Raw genomic sequence first — 24,136 nt, 5'->3', positions numbered from 1 at the left:
TGTTGCTTGATGCCTGCACTAATTGAAGTGCTTTCCGGCCTCATCTCGTTGGGCTATCAATTACCATACCAATTGCATCGATTAGTCAGCTGCACCTGACTGGTCGACAGTTGCGAATGCTTCAAGTTCGACATCGAGGCTTCCTGCGACGTCGTCGGTCGATGAGTGGGGGCGATCAACGACGATCGTTCCCGCGCGACGCTGTCCAAGCCCCGGTATTGCAGTCAGCTCATCCATCGAGGCGCTGTTCAGATCGAGTGGGTGTGGCACACCCGACACTGAGCGATAGCCATGATCAGTTATCGCAACATCGATCGTTCGTCCGAGATCGTGTTCGCCTGGCACTGCAACGAGCAGTGGGTACGTCCCGAGTTGCCGACCGAACGTCTTTCCGTCTTTGTGATACTCCAGATGAACGTCCGGAAGGCGCGTCCCCACTGGGGAAACCCGTTTGAGCATCGGGTTGTCGATCTCCTCGCGGACGGTTCGCTTGTACTGTTTGAACCGTTGTTTGTGCTCGCGCGCGATTTGTGCGCCTGTATCGCTCATGTCCGTGCCGTCGAAAGCCATCACCTGCCGGACGTTCACCCGCCGGAGCATCAAGCCTTCATCGTAGACCCGCCGGAGAAACTGCAGATTGTGTTCGTAGGTCTCCTCCCGTTCGCCCTTCAGTCCGTGGAGGAGATTGATACCGGGAAGCAGTTTCGGAAGTCGATTGTTCGAATCAGCACCGTGTGTCGGCGCGTCGTTCGGATCCTCACCGGGCCGCCAGCCTCCCTCTTCATTAAGGATCTTCACAGCACGGAAACACTCATCGGCGCTCACGTTGAGGTCGTTCTCCGCTTGGACAACAGGATCTGCACTCTCCAATCCGAACGCAGCCGTATCGCCAGCAGTGTTGTGCTCGGCAATAATGCGGATTCCCTCTCGTGCCTTCTCTGGCCACTTCACGATCGTGATCGGATTCATATTATCGAGGTGAAGCGTACCGAGTTCTGAGTCCGGAACGACCGCACGGATGCCCTCGTACAACGAGCGGAGTGCGTCTGGATTCGGACGTTCGCCGTCACCGCCGTACGCGAGAATGTCCGCTTGTCGACCGAGGCGGAAGTTCCGTACACCCCGCTCTGCGAGCGCCTCGACCTCGCTCACGACCGTCTCTGGCGGACGGAACGAAGGGTTCCCGTACAGCGGTTCGGTGCAGAACGAACAGCGGTACGGACAGCCACGTCCCGTTTCCAGTTCGGCAATGAGATACTCGGGGTGATTCGGGTGGCTCTCGACGATGAATGCCCCGAGTGCGGCCCATCGAGTGACTTCATCGATATCCCGAATACGGTTCCCGAACCCTTCGAGACCGTTCGCCACGAGATCGTAGGCAGCAGCCTCGATGTCGCCTTTCGCAACGAAATCGTAATCGAGATCGTTGCGTTCTGTATCCATCGCGCCTTCGTTCTGTGTCCCCACACCGAACCGGACCGGACCACCGACGAGCGTCGTACCCTTCGCAGTCCACGCCATCCGGCGTACCTCCTCCGGTTCAGCCGGTGTCCCACCAACGTAGCTACCGGGAACGGTCATTCCACCAATGTACACGAACAGGTCAGCCGTTTCAATATCCTGCCGGCGACGTGGCTCGTCCCGGAGCGCATCAATCGTGTGGTAGGTGATTTGCTCTCGTGGGACCCCCGCGTCGACGATCGCACCCGCGGTGTAGCGCGGATACGTGGAGATGTACGGCGGAACGCCGAAGTGTGCCGGTTCGTCGACGTACCCGTCGACAATAGTCACATCGAGCGTTGCCGGGTCGATCATATCTATACAAAATACGTGAGCGACTAAAACGGTGTTCCGTTCCGTTCCGTTTCACTTCATCCCGTTCGGCCGAGACCGCAGCCCGCAGGAACACAGAGATGCCGACATCTATACAGTACGATACAAAACATTGCTTTACTCTATTCTACTCTACTCTGGTCCTGAAAATTCACGGAGTACATCATCGAGGTGGTCGCGCTTTGTGCGTGCTTGTTCGAGGTCTCGCTCGACAGTTCCGTTTTGGAGTCGCTGGCGCGCGTCGTCGTTGAGTTCATCGCGGGCGAGTGCGCTTTCGCGGAGATCGTCATATGCCGGAATTTCACTCATCGCGCGGAGCGCACGGAGGCGAGCAACTGTCTCTTCGGGTGCAAAGCGGCCGACGACGGAAATACGCTCGCGCACCTGAAACTGGAGCGTCGCAGCCTGTGGTGGTGGCCATACGAGTTCGAGCGGCCCGCCGTCGAGACGATTGAGATACGTCCGATTCGTTCCCACGGCGGCCTTCAGTGCTTGTGCATTCTCTACGTAGTGATCGAGCTTCGAACGGGAGTACTCAGCGTATTCGAGGAGGCTCGGGATCGATTCTGTGCCTGCTGGATGCGTTTTGACGTACTCCAGTACGGATTCCGGTGGTTGACGGTACTCGATGAGTGGATAGGCTGCTGTCGAAGCAACGAGTGAAAGCACTGCACGAGCACTTTCTTCTTGTACGAACGCCTGAAAATCTTCGTTGATGGTCTCGTTGTAGCGGTCAATTGGTTCACGGATTCGGTCAACTGGTGCATCGAGGTCGGCTTCACCGAATCGTTTGATCCGTTCGAGTCGAGTGATCCGTTCGTCGAGCTCGTCACGCTCTTGACGGACAGCGTACCGGGCATCATGGTACTGTTCCCGGAGTTCGTTGATGCGCTCGTAGCGGTCGGCGTACGCAGCAGCTGGCTGCAAATCTGCTCTGGCCCGTTCGAAATCGCTTTCGGAGAGCGATTGTTGATGGAGATGTTCGTCGGCCGCCTCGAACGCATCACGGGCCGGGAGATCATCCGGAAGCCCTTCGATCGCATCAACGAGCTGTGACTGGAATTCGACGTATCCCTCGAAATCATCCCAGTCGGTCGCTCGCTCTTCGTATCGATCGAAGAGATCGAGTATCTCGTGATACGCCTCGCTGACCGCTTCGTGTTTCTGCACTCCGATTGATTCGACACGCTCGCGTACATTTTCGTACTCGTTGGCTACCGTACGGAGATCATCGACTGCGTCCATTCACTTGTAAACGGTCTCTGGATCGTACACTTGCTCACCGATATTGGTCGTCGCAACCGTCACCGATGACGCATCGGCCTCGTCGCCTTGATTACTGTTGTCGATCGAAACGTCATCGACAGAGCGATAGAAACAGCTCTCGTGACCAGTGTGGCATGCACCTCCTTCCTGTCGAACAAGATATAACAACGCATCACCGTCGCAGTCAACACGGATATCCTCGACGTGTTGAACGTTCCCGCTCGTCTGTCCCTTCTGCCAGAGCTCTCCGCGACTACGCGAGTAGTAGTGTGCTAGTCCGGTCTCTTGCGTTCTTGAGACGGCATCAGGCGAAACGTACGCGAGCATCAAAGCACGTCCGGACTCCACATCCTGGGCGAGAGCTGGCAAGAGCCCGTCATCGAAAACGAGTTCGGTATCAGTCATGGGAGGGAGAACGTTCGGTCCGTGGATATGCCTTTTGCCCGGCCTTGCTAACACTTTTCATCGATGGATGCTAACATATATCAGTCATGGCGAGCAATGAGAATTCTCTCCACGAGACAGCGACAGTCGAGTCGATGCCTGAATCCCGCTATCGGCTCGCTGTCGCTCTCGAAGATCCGCGGCCCGTCGAGCAGTTGCTACGGACAGCACTCGATATCGCTCGCTACAACGACGGCGAAATTCTCATTATAAGTGTTATCACGAAGCAACGTACCTCGCCATTCTCGCTGTTCACCGATGAGTTCATCAAACGCGAATTCAGCGGTGATCGGCGAGAGATCCTCGATCGCGCGCTATCTATTGCCGAAGGCTCTGAAGTACCCATTCGTGGCCGTCTGTTGGTCTCTCACGACGTTTCACGGGCAATTGAGCAAGCCATCACACAGTTTGACTGCGATGCTGTCTTGCTCGGGTGGTCCGACCGACACCGGAGCGATACCGTCTTCGGGCGCAACGTCGACAGAGTGGTTACGAGCGCACCTTGTGACATTCTCGTCGAGAAAATCGGCGTCACGGCGGGTGGAGTCGAACGCGTGTTGCTCCCAGCGGGTCCCGGACCAAACACCGAACTCGCTGCGACGGTCGCCCGTGCGATCGCGTTGTCGAACGACGCCGGAATCGATGTCCTTCGCCTCGTTGCCACCGATGCGACCGACAAAGAACGAACCGCAGCCAAACAGCTCGTGGAAGCTCTCACACGGACGCTTGAACCGCTTGCCGATGTCGAACAGATCGTTCGAGAGACCGATGCCGTTCCATCAGCCATCGTCGAAGCGACGGCAACGCGGGATGTTACTGTTCTTGGCGCCACCGATCGAGATTGGACCCAGCGGCTCGTCGTCGGTCCAACCCCTGAAAAAGTCGGACGAGACGCTCAGAGCACAGTTATCGTGACGAAGCGGGGCGGACGGTTACAATCGCGCATCAGCCACTGGCTCCGACGCCTCGGCTGATTGTTACTGATATCTGATAGAGCGGGCCCCGACGAATGCAGAAGTGAATTTGAGAAGAACCCGAATACGACCGAGCCCTCAGTCGTTCACGTTAAAGGAGGTACGCGTCGTCTGCGAGATCGACGAACGAGTCAGCGGCATCGACGAGATCGTCTGCGGTCGATGGGCGAAAGCTCATGACTTCGACGCGGACGCCTTCGTGGCGGAGGTGCCAACACAGTCGCGTAAAGTCCCCATCACCAGTACAGAGAACGATCGCATCGACGTGCTGTGCAAGCGTGACGGCGTCGAGACTCAAGCCGACGTCCCAGTCTGCCTTCTTTGTCCCATCCTCGAACGTCTTCAGGTCCTTGCTTTTCGTCTCGAATCCGATGTCCGCGAGCGCTTCGAAAAACCGTTCCTCGTCGGGAGAATGCGCACGGATGACGTACGCGATGGCACGCACGAGATCGCGGTCGTGTACTGCTTCCTCAAGCAACGCAGCATAATCGACATTCCGCGAGAAGAGACTGTGAGCGCTGTGATAGAGATTCTGCGCGTCAGCAAGCACGGCGACGCGCTGATTCGAATGTAGCGGCGGCATACGCGAAGTTGGACCGTCCATCCGGATAGACCTTGGTATTCTTCGAATGCTCGCACTGCGAACGCTTCTAGCGACTTCTTTAGGACCATCATATCACAACTCAGGGAACAACGAACATTCGATGATGAGAGTTTAATATGGATCTGAGTTTAAGATGATAATAAAATGGTTTCAAGCTGATCTTGAAGAGGGTACAATCTAAATTGTACCTTCTTCAAGCTCCCCAATACAAAGTGGGTGCAGGGAGAGGGATGGGGTAGTACCTGTGGCGGTCCTCGCCGATGGGTGCCACCATGACTCGCATCATGTTTATGCCACGAAGGAATCCCTCCCAGATCGTATTTGTTGTCTCATTAGTGAACTCACGGAAATCCCTGCGTGCCCGTATGTACACGCTACCGCTTCTCCGAACCTCATGAATCGGCTGCGTCGTTTAGCTATCGCGCTGATGGCCGTCGGTCTGATCACCAGTGCCATCTACGCCACTGGTGCGTTCACGAATATCACTGCCCAGCGGGATGCGAATGTCCGTGTTGCGGGCGACGGTGCGAGCTATCTGTCGCTCCAGCCCGCCAACAGCTCGAACGGGGAGTACGCCGTCCAACGCAACGGGCAGTTGCACGTCTCGTTGGGCGGGACGCTCGGGGGTGAAAGCAGCGGTACAGGGGTCAACCAAGAGTCGTTGACGGTTGTGAGAGATGTATTCACAATCACAAATAAGGGGGCCCAGCCGTTCGGAGTGTGGATGACTGATTCGAGTGAGGCTGTGACCTTTGAGAGTGGCAACAACCGACGCTCGCTCGAAGGAAAACAGCAGGCCGTACCGCTCAAACCAGGTGAGTCGGTGACCGTCGGATTGACTGTCGATACTCGCCAGCACGAAGGCGACTCGGTGATCAAATCGGTGCAAATCCACGCCGATAGCGAGATCTCTGGATCGGCTGTAGGTGAAGTTGGCAGTGTGGATCAGAGGAAACCGACTCCCTCCTCACAAACTGGTCAGAAGAGTGGAACTGGTACTACGACGTCCGATAGCTCCAATGACGACGGTGAGAATCCGACGAAAAAAGCCACAGATTCCACAACTGCCAAGCAGAAAGAAGCGCAAGATTATATCCGAAGATTCGATGAAGATATAGTAAACGTCATCAACTTCCTGAAGAAACATCCGGAACTCGCAGCGGTTATTACGGGTGGAATATCAGTAGGAATCGCCACGTGGGCACATGAAAATCCCAAGAAAGCGGAGGCATTCGCTCTGGGTGGCGTTTTGGGCGAGGTGGGAATGCCTGGTGGAATGCACGAAGTCAACCAGAAGGATTCGCCGTTCTATCTCCTGGGAATGTTAGGCCTTGCGTCGACGCCGTACGTCGGTGTCCTCGCAGATGCTCGTGATTTCTCTCAGAACTCGGTGAGCGCTGTGAAAAAACAGAGTTTGGGGGACGCAGGGGAGGCTCTTCTCGACGCAATTGGTCTGGTTGGGAGTCTCGGTGGGTATGGTGTTGGCGATGCACCGAAAGTGGCCTCGGTCACCTCGGACTGGGTATCTCGATTCAGCAAATCTCCCGCCGTCCTCAAGACAATAGGGACGTTCCTTTCGAAGAGTGCCTCACAATCGCAGACGCGGGTTGCATTGGACATAGTCAGTGATGGCTCGGCGTCTGTACTACTACACCGGGGTGAATCGATGGACGAAGTCATCCAATACGCTATGAAGGATGATCTTAAGCAAACCGCAAACATCCTCTCGAAGCGTCCACCCAGCTCTGGCACAATAACGAACGATGAATACCTCTATATTGTCAACAAAGGGTACGACGAACAGCTGGTGAATAGTATGGTCAGACGAGGATTGACGGGGAACAAGATGACGAAGCTCATCCATTCGGGTGTCGACCTCAAGAAGGCAAAGCCCCTCGTCAAAGAGGGATATAGCGCCGATAATATTCAAACAATCGTCAACAAAGGCGTCGATCCTGAGACAGCTATCCCCCTCGCCAAACAAGGGGCCACGCCGGACGATATCAAGATGCTCAGCCGGAAAGGCGCTGATGTCGATCTGGCAGCAGATCTCGCTGCTGACGAGATGCCACTGGAGCACATCAAATACTACGCCGAAAACGGCAACGATCTTGAGGGGGTCAAGCAGGCGAAAGAGAGAGGATATACACCAAAGTTCATTAAGATAGTATATACAGGGAAGAATCTAGGAAAGGTTGCCGTAAATGCAGACACGATCACCACTGGTGGTAATTTCTATACTCTAGCAAATAACTACTGTAATTGGCAGAGACAACCAGATGTGAATGAGAAATGGAAAACAGAAGGATCATGTCAGACGGTCCAAGTATAACCATGATAACAACCGATGCCATGAAGGCAACCGATCAAGTCACTCGCATACGAACACGAAACCATTAATCGATTCATGAAGGAAAAACCTAGAGAGTACGGTAAACTAGCTGTTATTGTTGTAGTAATGATAGTCGTGTATATATATACCGTTCATCCCTTCCTGCTGGACGTTGCGCCATTCCTCACCTTTCAACCAAGTGATGGATTCGAGCGTCGTTCTGGCGGATTTGGACCGTTCTCTCTCGCCGCAACAGTCCTCATTGGCATATTTTTCTATTATATCGTGATTGAATACACGGTCGATGCTGGCATATTATCACTTTTTGCAGCCATCTTGTTGACAGTACTGGTACTCATTCCCAATAGATTTCTCCCAGAGAAATACCATCCAGGAACCATTACTCAACGAGATATCCGAGAGCGTCTTTCGAGGCTCATACCTAGGATATAATTAATTTTCTAAACGGTCATCGAATCTACCTGGTTTAAATGTATGAAGAATAGTCTAAATAAGCTACCGCTACATTAACACTACCGCAATAATCGATTCATGAAGGAAAAACCTAGAGAATACGGTAAGCTAGCTGCTATTGTTGTAGTGACGATAATACTGTATATCTATATCGTTCATCCCTTCCTGCTGGACGTTGCGCCATTTCTCGCCTTCCAATCGAGTGATGGATTCGAGCGCCGTTCTGGCGGATTGGGACCATTTTCACTCGCCGCTACAGTCCTCGCCGGAATATTTTTCTATTATGTCGTGATAGAATATACGATTAAAGTTGGTTTCGTACCGTTATTGGCGGTCATTGGAATGTTCATTCTCATACTCATTCCGAATTTATTTCTCCCAGAGAGATTCCATCCGGAAAACATGAATGACCTCCAAGATCTTGAAGATCGGTACAAAGAGAAACCAGGACTTGTCAAACGGTCGTTTTCATACATCCGTAAGATTATATCGAGGCAAAAATAGACGACAATATTACACTGAGAACAACCACCTTATGAACTCTTGAAACCATCTTTTGTGGACACAATGGCAGATATCCAATTCCTATTAAAATATAAAACTATTCACTATTGATCCACTTATGAAAGAAAAACCCAGCAAATACATCAAATTAGCCGTAATTTATGTGGTGATGGCAGTCGTGTATATTTATATTATTCATCCCTTCCTACTGGATGTTGCGCCATTCCTCACTTTTCAGCCCAGCGATGGATTCGATCGCCATTCCGGCGGACTGGGACCATTTTCACTCGCTGCTACGCTCGTCGCAGGAGTGTTTATCTATCATATCGTGATTAAAACCCTGATCGAAGATGGCGTAATAACACTTGTTGCATTCTTCTTATTACTAGCTCTAGTACTCACTCCCAATAAAATTCTCCCAGAGAAATATCATCCTGGTACAATCACCCAACAAGACATCGAAAATCGACTCTCCAGCCTCATACCCTAGCCTGATACAACAGAGATTTTCAGAAGCGACTGGATTATGGCCGATCGAAAGCGCGACGAATGGCATATAGCCACCATGACAGTCAGTCGAATACACGTCTAGAGACTACAACAAGAGGATAGCTCTCTTCATCGTAATGACGGGTGTGTATTTCCCCGTCGACCATACCACTAGCATCTATCGAATCGGTAACAACAGACAACACCCACTACTCCACGAAGTACTGATTGCGAACAACGGAGGGGACTCGGTCCTAATTACTGACTCACTCAGCAACCACACTCTCGTCTAGATCTTCGACGAGAATCGATCCGCAGCTGCTTCCAACGAGATAGGAAAGGACGACTTGCGTGTAGAAGAGGATGAAAAATCCAACGAGGATGATGGCCAGAAATCCTGAGATGAGTCGAAAGATAGCACCGAGAACAACGAGGAGTCCAACGGCGACAAGATACTGACCAGTCAACGCTGCGTCGACGATAGTCCTGAACTCGAAGGCCGCACTGAGACGATCTGTGAGCGCAACGTTTGTCCAGGCAACAGGAGTGAAAAACAGCGCAACGAGTCCAATAGCGAACGCAGCCAAACTGAGGTAACCAACGGCGGTCGTCGATCCTCCGTCGTTCGATCCGATGGCGAACGCTACGATGAAGGTCAGAATGGTGGGAAGCAGGTACGCAATATTGACAACAGTCAGTTTGAAGCCGTCTATAAGCAACCCTCGCCAGTCAGTGAATCTCGGTACCGTCTCTTCTCCTCGCGCGGTTACTCGGAGCACACGAGCGGAGTAGCCTGCGAGAGCAAACCCACCAATGGAGAGAACGAGAAGCAGCGGAATCGCAATCAGCTGATCACTAAAAATATCAGCGAAAAAAGACATGAAACTCACTATAATATATATCACACCACCAAGACCGATCGTATTGAGTCGGGTTTCATCTTCAAGCGGGTACGACAGAGACTCTTCAATCATATCAACGACAGATACAGAACGACAATACTTATCAGCACTGACTTATGTTCTCTTCGTCGCTTTGGAAGGCAATCTGAGCTAGTGAGACCATCAAGTCATTCTTGGAGATCTACCAGAGTTAGATAGAGATCGCATCCGCATGGAGCCAGACCGCACTCAGAGGCAACTGTGAGTAGTGGTGCTTCGGAAAGCGGTGAACCATCAGTTTGAGATCACTACAGAAGAGCGATGGCACAGCATAGAAGAGATGCATCACGTAGAGATTACAACCAACACCACAGACCGTGATGTAATCACAGATGGAATACGTTTTAGAATAGCGAGTTACTCTCTCGTTTACTCTGCCCGAAGCTGTCGCCGTTCATCGCATAAAATCTCGTTGCGTATGCTGATCTGCTCCGATTGGGGCAGGATTAGTACCGGGCGTAATTGCTAAGTTGTGCCAGCACACGGGTGTACACATGCAAGACGTCACATCCACGATTGCCCTCGGGTGTGACGGCTGGGTTCGTCGTAAAAAACGCCCGTAGCTGTTGGTCCATGGCGGGTTGGCACCCCGTCGCGGGCTGTTTTCAATTCTCTTGCACCGGATACTGACTGGACAATCAGACGAACCCACTCACACAAATGACACAGGAACCGTTCACCGGCGTTTATCCAGCGATGACGACGCCGTTCACGGAGAATCGCAGCATCGACCACGACCGACTCGCAGCAGACGCCCGACGGCTCGAAGCCGCTGGCGTCGACGGTCTTGTTCCCGTCGGGACGACCGGCGAGAGCGCGACCATGTCTCACGACGAGCATATTGCTACCGTCGAAACTGTTGTCGATGCCGTCAAAGAGATCCCGGTCATCGCGGGAGCAGGAAGCAACGCGACGCACGAGGCGGTCGATCTCGCAACCCGCTCGGCGGAGGCGGGTGCTGATGGCTTGCTACTCATCTCGCCGTATTACAACAAGCCAGAACCGGCAGGAATGGAGGATCACTACCGGACGATTGCGGATAGCGTCGATCTCCCCCAAATTGTTTACAACGTGCCCTCACGCACCGGGAGAAACGTAGCAGTCGAGACGGCTGTTTCGCTTGCCCAACACGAAAACATCGTCGGCTACAAGGCCGCAAGCGGTGATATTGGCCGCATTACTGAAATTATCGAACGAACTCGTGGAGAGCGCTTCGGCGTCCTCTCGGGCGACGATGCACTCACGGTACCGATGCTCGCTGTCGGTGCCACAGGCTGTATCAGCGTTGCCGCGAACGTCGAACCCGAACGGGTTCGGAGGATGGTACACTCAGCACTCGATGGCGAGTATGATCGTGCGCGCGACTTCCACCACGAACTCGGCCCGCTGTTTCGTGCGCTGTTTCTCGAAACGAATCCCATCCCGGTCATCGCAGCGATGGGCATCAGAGGACACGCTCCCGAGCGGTTGCGAGCGCCGTTGTCACCGCTCGGTTCCGAAAACCGCGAACAGCTGACGGCTGTCCTTTCGGCTCTCGAATCGAGCTCGGCTGAAATTGAACACCAACCATGAGTATGACCATCGTGGTGACGGGTGCATCGGGACGAATGGGCAGCGAGGTGCTTGATGGCGCACGCGAACGTGGAATGGATGCGATCGCCGTCTCACGAACTGAGAGCACGAACGCTGATTCAAAACGTCGTGCTACTAGTGGTACGGACGCGTATCATCCCGACGACCTCCAGTCGCTGCTATCCGAGTACAGACCGGACGCGCTCGTCGATTTTACCGTTCCGGAGGCGAGCATCGAATTCCTCGACGCGTGTGTCGAAACTGGGACACCGGCCGTCGTCGGAACCACTGGCTTCGAAGCAGCAGAGCTTGAGACGATTGACCGGACGAGTGACCGGATCCCCGTGCTGAAAGCAGCGAACTTCGCGCGAGGCATCCAGACCCTGCTCGCGCTTGTCCGCGAGACCGCTGCGTCACTTCCGCAGTACGACGTGGAACTCACCGAGACACACCATAACGGCAAGCGCGACGCTCCGAGCGGGACGGCAAAGTCGCTCCTCGAAATATTCGACGAAGAGCGCGTCCACGGTCGAGAAGGAATCCAACCACGGAACGAGGACGAGATCGGCGTTCACGTCCGCAGAGCGGGCAACGTTCGCGGCGAGCACGAGCTTCTCTTCGCTGGAAACGACGAAGTCCTCACACTAACCCACCGGGCCGAAAGCCGACATGTGTTCGCAGCGGGGGCACTCGATGCTGCCGAGTGGGTGAGTAAACAAAAAGCGGGCCGGTACGAGTTCAGAGAGGTACTTGCATGACAAACCTACAAGCAGAAATCACGGAGTTGTGGCACCAGTACGAGGACGGGTTGACCGCGAGCGATGCGGAGACAGAGGCGTATGCAACGCTCGAGGCGTTTCTCGATGCGTTGGAAGCGGGCGAGATACGCGCCGCCGAAAAACGTGATGGAGAATGGCACGCGAACGAATGGGTCAAACGTGGTATTCTACTCAACTTCGGATTACGTGACATCCAGACGCACTCCTACGGAAACGTCGAGTATCACGATGTGCTCTCGCTCCGTGAGACGGACGATCTTCCGGAACGCGGAACACGAAACACGCCAGACGGAACGGTGATTCGACGCGGAGCGTACGTCGGAGGCGACGCCATCCTGATGAGTCCGGCGTTCGTCAACATCGGAGCACACGTTGGTGATGGGACGCTCGTCGACTCCTGTGACACTGTCGGCTCGTGCGCGCAGATCGGTGCGAACGTCAAGCTCGGTGCGAACACGCTCATCGGTGGTGTTCTCGAACCAGTTGAGAGTGCACCTGTCGTCATCGAAGACGACGTGTCGATCGGTGCGGGCTGTCGCATCACATCAGGTTTCGTCGTTGGAGATGGCTGTATCGTCGGCGAAAACACGCTGCTCACACCGCGCATCCCGGTCTATGACCTCGTCGACGAACAGATCATCTACGGGTCTCTCCCGCCCGAGCGCCGGGTGTTCACGCGCTTTGTCGAATCGAGTGTTGGCGAGCACGAACTGTTCGACGGCGGAGCGTACAAGCCAGCGGTCGTTGCGACAGATATCGAGGCGACGACACTCGAAGGAACAGAACGGGAGGCAGCCCTCCGAGAATGAGCTCGAAGGCAAAGGCGAACCGAGTGCGACGGCTGGCCGAATGGGACGGACAGCAGTTGCGAGGTCTCGCTCGAAAACACGGGACACCGTTGTACGTGCTCGATCCCGACCGCGTCCGCGAGAACGCAGCTCGGTTGCGCGATGCCTTCCCTAACGCAGACGTGAGCTACGCGCTCAAGGCGAACACAACGCGAACCGTACTCGAAGCGATCGAGACGTCGGGTCTCGGCGCGGAGTGTGCATCAGCAGGCGAGGTTCAGCGAGCGCTTGCGGCGGGGTTCCCAGCAGAGCGAATCCGCTATACGGCCGTCAATCCTCCTGATCGAGACCTCGAGTACGTCATCTCACGCTCGCAGACAGACGATTTCGTACTCACGATTGGTGCGACCGACACGCTCGACCGTGTTCTCGAACGTGGCTACTCGGGGCGACTCTGCGTACGTGTCAATCCCGGCGTCGGAGCTGGCCACCACGCGAAGGTCACGACCGGCGATGCACCGCAGTTCGGCGTTCCGTACGACCGAGCGGCTGACGTATGCACATCGATTCGCAAAGAGGCGACCGGCGTCGATCTCGTCGGCATTCACGCACACGCTGGCAGCGGTATTTCGGGCGACGACCTCGCCTCACACCGCGAACTCGTTCGACGGATGGGTGTGCTCGGTCGAGAGATTGGAGCGCTCGATTTCATCGCTGTCGGGGGCGGATTCGGGGTCCCATACCATCCCGACGAACCGCCGCTTGCTCTCGACAGCGTGGCTGCTGCGACGCGCAAAGCGTATGGCGACTGTGATGCACAGCTAGCGATCGAGCCGGGTCGATATCTCGTTGCGGACGCAGGCGTCCTCGTAACGACCGTTACGACCGTGAAACCGACAGCAGAGACGACAGTCGTCGGCGTCGATGCGGGAATGACGACGCTGCTCCGTCCTGCGCTGTACGACGCTCACCACGAGATTCGCACCCTTACCCCCGATCGAGACGGACGAGAAGCGATGAGCTGTCGCATTGTCGGTCCCATCTGTGAGACCTCCGATGTGTTCGCTCGTGATCGGTCTCTTCCCGCACCGGTGCGCGGTGACCAACTTGCGGTCGGAAACGCGGGCGCGTACGGCTACGAAATGAGTAGCCAGTACAACTCTCGACCGCGACCAGCGGTCGTCACCGTCAGTGGCGAGACCGTCTCACGACGGGAGACGCTCTCTGACCTTACCAGATTAGAACAAAATAACTAACAGATAGCTATAGAATCATGATCTCTGTATCGAAGTACCATGGAACCGGAAACGACTTCATTGTCGTCGATGCCGCAATCCCCGTCCCTGACCGACGGGCATTCGCCATCGAGCATTGCGACCGCGAGACGGGTATCAACCATCCTGACACCGAATCCAACGGCGCGGACGGCGTGTTGTTTCTCGCACTAGAAGACCAGTATTCTCCTCCACGGGTCGTTATGACACTCGTGCAACCGGACGGGAGTGTGGCAGAAATGTGTGGCAATGGTGCGCGCTGTGCGGCCGCGTGGGCGGCTCGAAAGACCGATGCGGACGAACTGATGGTTGATACACAGGCCGGAACTCGCCGAGCGATCATCGAGGACGAGACTGTTCGTGTCGAGATGGGCCACACCACATTCTTACCCGATAAGGTACCGTTGGCACGCGAATCACCACTCGTTGAGGAAGATGTCGAGGGACTCACTGTTACAGCTGTCAATACGGGCGTCCCGCACGCCGTCGCGTTCGTTGACGACGTAAATAGCGTGGATCTCGAGCGAGTCGGTCCGCTAGTTCGCAACGCTTCGGTGTTTCCATCCGGAGCGAACGTAACGCTCGCGTCAGCGCGATCCGACAGAGACACTACACCCCTCGATTCGGATTCCGACGCCGTCGCCGTCTTCGATCAACGAACGTTCGAGCGCGGTGTCGAAGGTGAGACTGACTCCTGTGGCACGGGGGCAGTAGCGATCGCCGCTGTGGCGGACAGACAGGGATTCCTTCCGGACGAGGGGCCGATCACTGTTTGTCCGCCCGGTGGCGACCTCGAAGTGTCGCTTTCTGCTGGGGTTGCGACACTCTCGGGCCCCGTTGTGCGCGAGTGCTCGACAGACCTTTCGGTGGCCGATCCCCGTCGTATTAGCTGATGGCGTTCGACTCTCTCGCATTTCATGAGCAGGCAGTACGAACGCCGTCGCACGAGTCTGTGCAAGCGATGCGTGAACTACTCGTTGAGACGATTCGTGACCACGGCCCGGAGCCGACGGTCGAAGCGGGCAACACGCTTGCGACGAAATACGGCTCGAAGAGCGGCCCACACGTCGTTTTAAACACACATATCGACACTGTTCCACCCCACGTTCCCGTCCAGCGAGAGGACGACATCGTCTACGGTCGTGGTGCGTGTGATGCGAAGGGGCCGCTCGCTGCACTCCTCGCTGCGTTCTTTGCTTGCGATCCATCTCGTGGACGGCTCACGATCGCCATCACTCCCGACGAGGAGACGACGTCAGCGGGGGCAGCGGCACTCGACGTGGATGGTGATCGATACATCGTCGGTGAGCCGACTGGTCTCGACGTGTGTACCGCCGCCAAAGGACGATTCGAGGGAACAATAACGATTCATGGCTCGAACGCTCACGCGGCCGAACCAAAAGTGGGGGTAAACGCGGTCGCTGGCGCTGAGAGCGTGCTCGCTTCCCTCCGCACGTTCGACGAGAATGGATCTGATGAGCATCCCGCACTCGGTACGCCGACCCTCACACCGACCGTTATTCGTGGCGGATCCGCCGTGAACCAGATTCCGGATGACTGTACCATCACCCTCGATCGTCGGAGCGTTCCACCCGAAACGTCAGACGGATTCGAGCGCGCGCTGAACGAACATCTCGAAGAACACGCAGACACAGCGTGTGAATTCTCGCTGACTGACCGCGAAACACCGTTTTTAGAGGCGTTTGCGACAGACGACGACAGCGATCTCGTCCGGGAAATGTGTGCAGCCGGTGGAGGAGACGTGCGACCGTTCACAGCGGCGACTGAGGCGTCGTATTTCGCTCCAGCGCCGACGGTCGTATTTGGTCCCGGCGTCCTCGCAGACGAAACGGGCGCAGTGGCACACGCCGACAGAGAGTACGTCCGACGCTCTGAGATCGAGCGTGCGAGCGAAATCGTCCACGGAACGCTCTGTGCGCTGCTCTGCTAACCTCGTAGCCAGAAATCCATTTTCATACTCCAATACTGCTACTAAGTATGCTGAACTGGCGCGAGAATCATTGTTCTCAACACCAATGGAAAGCACTATGCTATTGGCGTGAGAACCAATAGATAAGGATGGTTCCAGCGGTTACGGAAGACGAACTTGATGGTTACAGAGGACAACAACGCTATCCCGATGATACAGTCGTCCGTGTGTTCTGCATGCGGACGACAGACGAAACGTATGCGTCTGGCTGGGCATACAAACTTCACTACGGCGTGCTTGAACCAACCGAAGAAACACTCGATGATGGCACGATACGACGATACGACAACTCACACGAGGACACGAAGGGGCACGAGCTGCATGTTGCTCCCGACCCCGAACCAGAGATTATCGAGTTTCCAGGCATGGTCGAGTTGTGGAATCGATTCTGGACTGAAGTGCCAAACGACGAATTCGAGGTCCCGTAATCCGTATAGACCATCCATACAGAGGTGACACCAAATGCATCCAAAAGAACGCGACTATCTGGACGCCGCATCAACGCTCGTTGTAACTGTGAAGTCGTCCAATCAGTTCCGCGATGATGTTACAGACGCCATTGATATGATGGAAGGAGGCGAGCGTGTAGACGAACCACCGACGCTGTCATTCACGAGTTATGACGATCTCTTGAAAACGTTCACGCCAACAACACTCAATCTCATCGAAACTGTCAGACGAGAGAAGCCGACGAGCATTAACGAGGCTGCCCGTGCGGTTGACCGGGACGTGAAAAATGTTCATGAGCAGTTAACACGGCTCGCAAACATGGGTGTGATCTACTTTATCGAGGAAGGCAAAGCAAAGCGACCAGTCGTCTGGTTCGACGAACTCATCATGCGAGTCCCGTTCGATACAACATCGAATGAAGCTACTGCTGCTCCGTGAGAAATCATCTCCCTGCTCTACACGCCCGCCTATACGGTTCGCTTCTTGCAGATGAAGCCCAAAGTAATTGGATATCGAGCGCCGCACAAATTGTCGTTTATTCAGTGAAACCATAAATACAGCCGTTTAGCCAGTCGTCTTAACGAGTAGACACGATCGAAATCGTCCACGCAACGCTCTGTGCGCTGCTCGATTAGTGTGTTATCTCCGATCTGACGTACACTCCGAGGTAGCCACCCAGCGCGCCGAGTAGTGCGCTGAGGAGGAGTGTAACCACGAAGACAGCGCCTACGACGAAGAGACCCACTCCGGCCAACATCTGATCGGGAACAAAGAGAAAGAACGCGCCAGCAAAGAGGACCAACAGCACGAGCGGGAGCGATGCGATGACGCCAGAGAGTGCACCGACCGAGAGACCCTCCCGCCGCTGAAGATACCCAGCGACACTCCCGCCGAGAATTGGAGCGAGCGGGCCGATGGCGAACGATGAGAGAACGGTCACGACCGCACCAATGATGGCGTTGAGGATCATGATTTCAGTTCTAGATACTCGCTCCTGATATTTACAATGATGGTGGTGAAGGAGTCGGCAGGCATCCCGGTCGTCAGCTACTGCTGTGGTTCGCTGTCTTCGATTTGTTCCACGAGATCGCTCGCGCGACCAGTGTAGCCGATAGGCGTGAGAGCGTGTAGTTCCCGACGGACCGCTTCGCTCACGTCGAGATCGTCGAACAACGCGCGGAAATCATCGATCGTAACCCGTTGCCCTCGGGTGAGATCTTTGATTCGCTCGTACGCATCCTCGTGTCCTTCCCGTCGGAGAATCGTCTGGACCGCCTCACCGATAATCTCGGGGGTCGATTCCAGTTCCTCACCCATCACTTTCTCGTTCGGGACGATTTTCCCGAGTCCGGCCTGAAGTTTCACATATCCTATATGACAATGTGCGAGCGCCGTTCCGATATTTCGTTTGACGGTCGAATCGGAGAGATCGCGCTGGAGCCGTGAGTTTGTGATGTATCCAGCGAGAAACGAGAGATCGGAGTTAGCTTTCGAGAGGTTCCCCTCGCTGTTCTCGAAGTCGATCGGATTAACCTTGTGGGGCATCGTCGATGACCCAGTTTCGCCTTCCGTGCGTTCTTGTCCGAGATAGCGGTCGCTGATGTACAACCACATATCACGATCGAGATCGAGGAGGATTGCGTTGGCTCGTTGGAAGGCATCGAATAACGCCGCAAGATCGTCACAAGGGTTCACCTGCGTCGCAAGCGGTGTATGGCTGAGTCCCAGCGACTCGACGAACGCACGCGAGAACGCTTGCCAGTCCACGTCCGGATAGGCAGCGTGGTGGGCGGCGTACGTTCCGCTCGCACCAGACAGTTTGCCCGAGAGATCAACCGCCCGAATCCCATCGATGGCTCGGTCGAGTCGGGCGGCGTAGACGGCCAGTTCCTTCCCAAACGTTGTCGGCGTTGCGGGTTGACCGTGCGTTCGCGCAAGCATCGGGAGATCACGGTACTCGTCGGCCTGTTCGGCGAGATTGTCCCGGACGGCGATAAGATCCGGAAGGAGTACCTCCTCGACAGCGTCCGGGATGAGCACCCGGTATGCGAGATTGTTCACGTCTTCGCTCGTGAGACCGAAGTGGATCCACGGCCCGTACTCGGGAAACGACTCCCGAATGAAATACTCAACGGCCTTTACGTCGTGGTTCGTTGCGGAAAACTCCCCGTATCCCTCCGTCTCGATCTGTTTGATCAGTGCCGCACTCTCCTCGTCAAACGCACCGTACAACTCTCGCAGCGCATCACGATCACTAGCGTCGATCGTGAGCGGCGTGGCATCAAGGTCGGAAAGGGCAATGAGATACTCGATCTCGACACGAACGCGCGCTCGCATGAGACCCGCCTCACTCACGTAGGGTGACAACGGCTCTGTGTCGGACTGATAGCGGCCGTCGAGCGGCGAGACGGCAGTAAGCGTCTGCATACCCGAGGTCGGTGGAGACATCGAAAAAGCGTATCGGAGCCATCTCGACCGCGACTACCTAAGATATCAAAATAGCACTATCAATGTCCAGAAAAATATGCACGTTTGTGTATATATCTCGTGCTTGTATCGGATAATCATGCACGACGCTGCTGATAGACCGATATTTCTTTGCTGTCACAGCTGTCTCAGACAGATATGATGCGCATCGCCGGTATGGCTGGAAATCGTGGACGGAACCTCCTCAACATCGCCGATAGAGCACCCAACGGAGTGGAATTCTCGGTTGTTCTCACGGATAACGAGAGCGCGCCCGTTCTCACTGAGGCTGCCGAGCGTGGAATTCCGACTGAGGTCGTAGAACGCAGCGGTGAAGACGAATCACGTGATTCCCACGAGGAACGCATTCTCGCTCGTCTCGCGGGCTACGACATCGACCTCGTCTGTCTCGACGGATATATGCGCGTGCTGACGAACACGTTCCTCGACAGTGCTCCGTTGACGCTGAACGTCCATCCGTCACTCTTGCCATCGTTCAAGGGGATGGATGCGTGGGGCGATGCGCTTGCTGCGGGCGTCACGGTGACTGGCTGTACTGTCCACGTGGTCACCGAAGAAGTCGATGGGGGGCCAATCGTTACACAAGAACCCGTCCCAGTCTACGAGGACGATACCGCTGCTGACCTGAAAGACCGCGTGCTCTACGACGGCGAATTCGTTGCATACCCGCGTGCTGTGCGAGCTGTTGCAGAGGGACGTGTGACGGTCGATGATGGCACCGTTCATATCGACGGTGACGAGAGCGGTGCGTTCCCAGCGCGGTGGATCGAAACTGGCGACCGCACTGCCTCGCTTCGGTATGGCGAGAATCCACATCAGGACGCTGCGCTCTATGCGGATACAACCTGTACGGAGGCAAGCGTGGTGCACGCTGATCAGCTGAACGAGGGTGCAAAGGCGCTGTCGTACAACAACTACAACGACGCTGACGGCGCATTAAATCTGATCAAAGAGTTCGAAGAGCCAGCGGCAGCAGTCATCAAACACACCAATCCTGCAGGCTGTGCGACGGCCGAGACACTGGCCGATGCGTACGAAGACGCACTCGCTACTGATCCACAGAGTGCCTTCGGCGGCATCGTCGCGTTGAATCGGGAATGCGACGCGACGACTGCAGAGCGGATTATCGATTCATTCAAGGAGATCGTCGTCGCCCCCGGCTACACTGACGCAGCCCTCGATGTGCTCCGCTCGAAGGAGAACCTCCGAGTGCTCGATGTGGGTGACGCCTACGACCAGTCCGAAACGCTCGTCGAAAAACCGCTTGTCGGCGGCCGACTCGTTCAAGAACGCGACCGACAGCAGCTCACGCGCGATGCTCTCGAATTTGTTACCGAGCGAGAGCCGACCGACGAACAGATCGAAACGATGCTGTTTGCGTGGTCGGTCACAAAACACGTCAAATCGAACGCCATCGTGTTCGCTTCGGAGACAGAAACCGTTGGTATTGGTATGGGTCAGGTGTCCCGGGTGGATGCGGTCCGACTCGCTGGGCTCAAAGCCGACGAGCACGCTGACGGAAAGTCCGCTGCCGGAGCGGTGATGGCCTCAGATGCTTTCTTCCCGTTCCCCGACGGAATCGAGACGGCAGCTGAACACGGTATCGAGGCCGTTATCCAACCCGGAGGCTCCGTCAATGACGAGGACGTGATCGCCGCTGCCGATGAGCTAGGAATGGCGATGGCGTTCACTGGACAGCGGTGTTTCAAACACGAGTGAATCAGTAACTCCGTGCTCGGCGAACAAGGGGAATGTCCCCTTCGCGCTGACGCGACGTACAATCAGACGCTCGGTATCTGAAGTCCTCTGTACCGATCTGAACCGTACTGTAGAACTACAACTGTAGCTAAGCCAATCATATAAATATATGCTACAAAATTGGTATAATTACAAATAGTAATTGTAATTCAATTAATTTGAATATGTCTGAGTCGAGTGGTTGTCACACTCATGTTAGGTGACGATATGGGTAGAGACGAGAGCGCACAGAAACCATCCGGCTCAGTAAGCAGGCGACGGCTGTTGAAATCCGCTGGACTGGCGGTCGTTGGGGCAACTGGTCTTACGGCAATGAGCAGTCCAGCAGCCGCCGGAGACGGCGAGTGTCCGTACACCTATCCGAGCTGTCCGTCGTGGCTCGGAGAGGTAGAACCAGAGAACTGGAGCTTCCACGAGTGGCCGTGGGGGACCGAGAGTCTGACCATCTTCATTCACGGCTTCACGAACCAGAACGGCGGTCGTGACTACGCATACGAGATCTACCGAAATCTCACGGACAGCGGATATAACGGCAACGTCACGGCCTGTGATTGGAACGCCGGCGACTCATGGGACGATTGGTACTCAGCGAAAAATCACGCGATCGAAGCTGGTCAAGATCTCGCCGAGATTCTTGACTACTACGGCTTGACGGAGGATCACGGCGTTACGGTGAATCTCGTTGCTCACTCCCTCGGTGGGAAGATGGCGCTCGAATGTGTTCGGGGGCTGCATGGAACGTATGGTCACACCATCAACTCGGTCAACCTGTTCGGTGCTGCCGTGTGGGACGAACAGCCCGGTGAACGATTTTACGACGGTATTCTGTACGGTACCAACGAAACGCACAACTACTACAGTGAGAACGACGACACCCTCGGAGACATCTATCAGGCTGCCGAATTCGGACGCCACGCGTGTGGGTACACCGGTGGCACGGGTGGTGAACCCTACAACTGGTACGAACACGACATGACGTCACGAATTCATCACCACTGCGAGTACATGGATTACAACGATGGCTGTGTCTGGTACATCGACGACGATCTCGTATAGTTCTCGATAGCATTCATCTATGGGGGCTCCCACCGACGCGGTCGTTCCCCACGAACGCGATTCGAACACAGGGGCCGACCCGAGTACAATCGATCCTGCACGACCGCAAGAAACAGACCCATATCTGACCATTTCAATGTCACATCTGCTCTAGCATCGGGATCCCGGTGATTTCGAAGGCAGATTCGAACACGTGAACGGTCGCTGCGACGAGTATCAACCGCCGTTCACGTGCTTTTGCTGCGTCGAGAACACGGTTTTCGTGATAGAACTTGTTGAAGCTTTTCGCCAGATCGAGAAGATACTGTGCAAGCGGTGCAGGATCGTATCGTTCCTCACAGCGTTGGAGGACGAGCGGGTAGCGTGCCAATTGAACAGCGAGCTGGTGATCGTACTCGTTCAACGGCTGAGTGGTCACATCACTCGAATCCGGAACGTCGCTGTCGGCTTTACGGAGGATATTCACACCCCGTGTTGCTGCGTACTGGACGTACGGACCAGTGTCGCCGTCGAGTGCTGTTGCCTGTTCGATGTCGAACGTGGTGTTCTTGGTTCGTCGTTTGGCAATGTTCTCGAAGCGGACGGTTCCGAGCGTAACACCCTCTGCGATCTTACTCGCTGTAGTCTCGTCCAGCGACGGGTTGTTTTCACGAACCACATTGAACGCACGATCGTGAACCTGATCGAGGACTTCTTTTGCAGTGATGAGTCTTCCTTCGCGCGTCGACATGCTTCCGTCAGGAAGATCGATCAGCCCGTAATCGACGTGAGTGAATCGAGCGTCAGTGTAGCCGAATTTTCTGGCAGCGGCGAACAGCTGTTGGAAATAGTCTCGCTGTTCGCTCCCGACGACGTAGAACAGTTCGTCATACTGCTCGGTGCGGTAGGCTATCGTAGCGAGATCCCGCATTCCGTACGTCGTGGTTCCGTCGCGTTTCAAAAGCACGAACGCTTCGTACTCAGGGTCGTCCTCCTCGGATGAGATCTCGTCAGGAGTGTCAGTGCAGACATCAGCACGCTCTGGGTCAGTAACGTTCGTACAATCACCGTCGTAGATTGGGATGACGTACGCACCGTTGGCCGTTTCGACAGCGACGTCCCGTTCGTATGCCTGTACCCGGAGCCGGTTCGTCCATGCCTCGGTGACGTAGAAGCTCTCACCGTGCCATGTATCGAAGGTGACACCGAGCCGATCGTATATCGACTCGAACCGATCACAGCTTGCAGCGTGGAACCGTTCCCATCGCTCTCGCAATGGCTTTTCACCCGCTTCGAGCCGGGCGAAGTACTTCCGACCCCGCTCGCGTACCCGCTCAAGATCCTCCTCACGGCCCGCGTTTTCGAGTTCGGCTTCGTGGCGTCCGTAGCGCTGGTAGAGCTCCAATAGACAGTCGATCGGATCCGCATCAAATCGTTCTGCAACGTCTTCTCCGTTCTCGATGGCCTTCTCGTATTCGGAGAGGAGATGGCCGAACTGGACGCCCCAATCGCCGATGTGATTGTCACGAACGAGATCGTATCCTCGTGTCTCTAGAATAGTCCCCAGTACATCTCCGAGGATGGTGTTGCGAAGGTGGCCGATATGCAGCGGCTTAGCGATGTTCGGCGAAGAGAACTCGAAAAACGCCGCTTTCGAATCAGCCACCTGACCGTACGCCGACTCTGATTCGAGAATTCGTTCGAGCGTACGGGTGGTGAGCTCGTCCTCGTCAACGTAGAAATTGACGTATCCATCGACAGCTTCGATCGATTCTATCCCAGAAATTTCCTCTCGATTTCGGAACGCATCAGCGAGTTCAACTGCGATGTCGGCCGGTGATCTCTCACGCTCCGAAGCGAGCTGGTAGGCAATAGGCGTTGCCAGAAGACCTTTCTCTCCCGCTCTGTCTCCATTGCCTTCCTCGTACTCGTTGATTTCAATCAGATTGGATCCAATCACCCCTTCGCAGTCCCATTGGGTGAGTATCGCTGTCATGTCCTCAGTGAGACGATCGCGCAGAACCTGCAGCATAGACGTGCGGCTATCTTTGCTGCTCTCCGATTTTACTCTATGGGAGGAGGGTCATCACAATCCGACAGCACAGCCCGTTACGGTAGTACTCCGACAGCGTAAAGCGGTCG

At 55.3% G+C, this 24,136-nt stretch carries 23 protein-coding genes; 15 read left to right on the top strand and 8 right to left on the bottom strand.

All coding sequences use genetic code 11. The annotated features are described in order from the left end of the window. Nucleotides 1–81: 81 nt before the first annotated feature. The 3 genes from MW898_RS18605 to hisI all read right to left on the bottom strand — a co-directional run bounded on the left by MW898_RS18605 (nucleotide 82) and on the right by hisI (nucleotide 3,504). Entirely contained in the window at nucleotides 82–1,815 is a 1,734-nt protein-coding gene (locus MW898_RS18605) for a radical SAM protein (protein ID WP_248909642.1), read from the bottom strand. A gap of 150 nt (nucleotides 1,816–1,965) precedes the next feature. Further along, complete coding sequence (locus MW898_RS18600) at nucleotides 1,966–3,078, bottom strand: DUF7118 family protein (protein ID WP_248909640.1); 1,113 nt, start codon at nucleotides 3,076–3,078, stop codon at nucleotides 1,966–1,968. Then, entirely contained in the window at nucleotides 3,079–3,504 is a 426-nt protein-coding gene (gene hisI, locus MW898_RS18595; RefSeq protein WP_248909638.1) for a phosphoribosyl-AMP cyclohydrolase, read from the bottom strand. Between the two features lie 86 nt (nucleotides 3,505–3,590). Here hisI and MW898_RS18590 point away from each other — a divergent pair, with 86 nt between their 5' ends. Next, nucleotides 3,591–4,517, top strand: coding sequence for a universal stress protein (locus MW898_RS18590; protein WP_248909635.1), 927 nt, complete (start codon nucleotides 3,591–3,593; stop codon nucleotides 4,515–4,517). Between the two features lie 91 nt (nucleotides 4,518–4,608). Here the strand turns inward: MW898_RS18590 and MW898_RS18585 are convergent, their stop codons facing one another. Continuing rightward, entirely contained in the window at nucleotides 4,609–5,100 is a 492-nt protein-coding gene (locus MW898_RS18585; RefSeq protein WP_248909633.1) for a LabA-like NYN domain-containing protein, read from the bottom strand. A 415-nt stretch (nucleotides 5,101–5,515) separates the two neighbouring features. On the opposite strand from MW898_RS18585, the gene MW898_RS18580 reads away from it, so the two are divergent. The 4 genes from MW898_RS18580 (at nucleotide 5,516) to MW898_RS18565 (ending at nucleotide 8,921) form a co-directional block, all read left to right on the top strand. Continuing rightward, nucleotides 5,516–7,453: a hypothetical protein gene (locus tag MW898_RS18580; RefSeq protein WP_248909630.1), complete on the top strand. Its 1,938-nt coding sequence runs from the start codon at nucleotides 5,516–5,518 to the stop codon at nucleotides 7,451–7,453. Between the two features lie 75 nt (nucleotides 7,454–7,528). Continuing rightward, on the top strand, nucleotides 7,529–7,906 hold the full coding sequence (locus tag MW898_RS18575) for a hypothetical protein (RefSeq protein WP_248909627.1): 378 nt from the start codon (nucleotides 7,529–7,531) through the stop codon (nucleotides 7,904–7,906). 99 nt (nucleotides 7,907–8,005) lie between these two features. Then, a complete protein-coding gene (locus MW898_RS18570; RefSeq protein ID WP_248909625.1) occupies nucleotides 8,006–8,431 on the top strand; it encodes a hypothetical protein in 426 nt (141 codons plus the stop codon). 118 nt (nucleotides 8,432–8,549) lie between these two features. Beyond that, complete coding sequence (locus tag MW898_RS18565; RefSeq protein WP_248909623.1) at nucleotides 8,550–8,921, top strand: hypothetical protein; 372 nt, start codon at nucleotides 8,550–8,552, stop codon at nucleotides 8,919–8,921. A 265-nt stretch (nucleotides 8,922–9,186) separates the two neighbouring features. Here MW898_RS18565 and MW898_RS18560 read toward each other — a convergent pair whose 3' ends face one another. Beyond that, entirely contained in the window at nucleotides 9,187–9,894 is a 708-nt protein-coding gene (locus MW898_RS18560) for a DUF4013 domain-containing protein (protein WP_248909620.1), read from the bottom strand. Between the two features lie 627 nt (nucleotides 9,895–10,521). Here MW898_RS18560 and dapA point away from each other — a divergent pair. From dapA to MW898_RS18520, 8 genes are all read left to right on the top strand, one after another. Continuing rightward, nucleotides 10,522–11,433, top strand: a complete 912-nt coding sequence (dapA, locus tag MW898_RS18555) for a 4-hydroxy-tetrahydrodipicolinate synthase (protein ID WP_248909618.1) — start codon at nucleotides 10,522–10,524, stop codon at nucleotides 11,431–11,433. Continuing rightward, nucleotides 11,430–12,191 (top strand): 4-hydroxy-tetrahydrodipicolinate reductase, encoded by a 762-nt coding sequence (gene dapB / locus MW898_RS18550; RefSeq protein WP_309242237.1) that lies wholly within the window; start codon nucleotides 11,430–11,432, stop codon nucleotides 12,189–12,191. Before dapA ends, dapB begins: the two co-directional genes overlap by 4 nt. Then, entirely contained in the window at nucleotides 12,188–13,021 is an 834-nt protein-coding gene (locus MW898_RS18545; protein WP_248909616.1) for a 2,3,4,5-tetrahydropyridine-2,6-dicarboxylate N-succinyltransferase, read from the top strand. Before dapB ends, MW898_RS18545 begins: the two co-directional genes overlap by 4 nt. Then, nucleotides 13,018–14,256: a diaminopimelate decarboxylase gene (gene lysA / locus MW898_RS18540; RefSeq protein WP_248909614.1), complete on the top strand. Its 1,239-nt coding sequence runs from the start codon at nucleotides 13,018–13,020 to the stop codon at nucleotides 14,254–14,256. Before MW898_RS18545 ends, lysA begins: the two co-directional genes overlap by 4 nt. Nucleotides 14,257–14,273: 17 nt before the next feature. Continuing rightward, the gene (gene dapF, locus MW898_RS18535; RefSeq protein WP_248909612.1) at nucleotides 14,274–15,167 is read left to right on the top strand and encodes a diaminopimelate epimerase; all 894 of its coding nucleotides are present in this window, start codon (nucleotides 14,274–14,276) and stop codon (nucleotides 15,165–15,167) included. Then, nucleotides 15,167–16,225, top strand: a complete 1,059-nt coding sequence (locus MW898_RS18530; RefSeq protein WP_248909610.1) for a M20 family metallopeptidase — start codon at nucleotides 15,167–15,169, stop codon at nucleotides 16,223–16,225. The genes dapF and MW898_RS18530 overlap by 1 nt, the downstream gene beginning before the upstream one ends. A 128-nt stretch (nucleotides 16,226–16,353) precedes the next feature. Next, nucleotides 16,354–16,692, top strand: a complete 339-nt coding sequence (locus tag MW898_RS18525; RefSeq protein WP_248909608.1) for a toxin-antitoxin system TumE family protein — start codon at nucleotides 16,354–16,356, stop codon at nucleotides 16,690–16,692. A 34-nt stretch (nucleotides 16,693–16,726) separates the two neighbouring features. Continuing rightward, complete coding sequence (locus MW898_RS18520) at nucleotides 16,727–17,152, top strand: HVO_A0114 family putative DNA-binding protein (RefSeq protein WP_248909606.1); 426 nt, start codon at nucleotides 16,727–16,729, stop codon at nucleotides 17,150–17,152. A 193-nt stretch (nucleotides 17,153–17,345) separates the two neighbouring features. On the opposite strand, the gene MW898_RS18515 is transcribed toward MW898_RS18520, so the two are convergent. Continuing rightward, nucleotides 17,346–17,684 (bottom strand): DUF5518 domain-containing protein, encoded by a 339-nt coding sequence (locus MW898_RS18515; protein WP_248909605.1) that lies wholly within the window; start codon nucleotides 17,682–17,684, stop codon nucleotides 17,346–17,348. A gap of 77 nt (nucleotides 17,685–17,761) precedes the next feature. Continuing rightward, the gene (gene purB, locus MW898_RS18510) at nucleotides 17,762–19,141 is read right to left on the bottom strand and encodes an adenylosuccinate lyase (protein ID WP_248909602.1); all 1,380 of its coding nucleotides are present in this window, start codon (nucleotides 19,139–19,141) and stop codon (nucleotides 17,762–17,764) included. A gap of 198 nt (nucleotides 19,142–19,339) precedes the next feature. On the opposite strand from purB, the gene purH reads away from it, so the two are divergent. After that, on the top strand, nucleotides 19,340–20,920 hold the full coding sequence (purH, locus tag MW898_RS18505; protein WP_368409115.1) for a bifunctional phosphoribosylaminoimidazolecarboxamide formyltransferase/IMP cyclohydrolase: 1,581 nt from the start codon (nucleotides 19,340–19,342) through the stop codon (nucleotides 20,918–20,920). A gap of 246 nt (nucleotides 20,921–21,166) precedes the next feature. Next, nucleotides 21,167–22,015, top strand: coding sequence for a DUF726 domain-containing protein (locus MW898_RS18500; protein ID WP_248909600.1), 849 nt, complete (start codon nucleotides 21,167–21,169; stop codon nucleotides 22,013–22,015). A 139-nt stretch (nucleotides 22,016–22,154) separates the two neighbouring features. Here the strand turns inward: MW898_RS18500 and MW898_RS18495 are convergent, their stop codons facing one another. Further along, nucleotides 22,155–24,026, bottom strand: coding sequence for an arginine--tRNA ligase (locus MW898_RS18495; protein ID WP_248909598.1), 1,872 nt, complete (start codon nucleotides 24,024–24,026; stop codon nucleotides 22,155–22,157). Nucleotides 24,027–24,136 lie beyond the last annotated feature (110 nt).

Origin of the sequence: Halocatena marina (genome assembly GCF_023276375.1) — an archaeon.
In the GTDB taxonomy this organism is placed as follows: domain Archaea; phylum Halobacteriota; class Halobacteria; order Halobacteriales; family Haloarculaceae; genus Halocatena; species Halocatena marina.
This window is presented reverse-complemented; position numbering and strand designations above follow the sequence as displayed.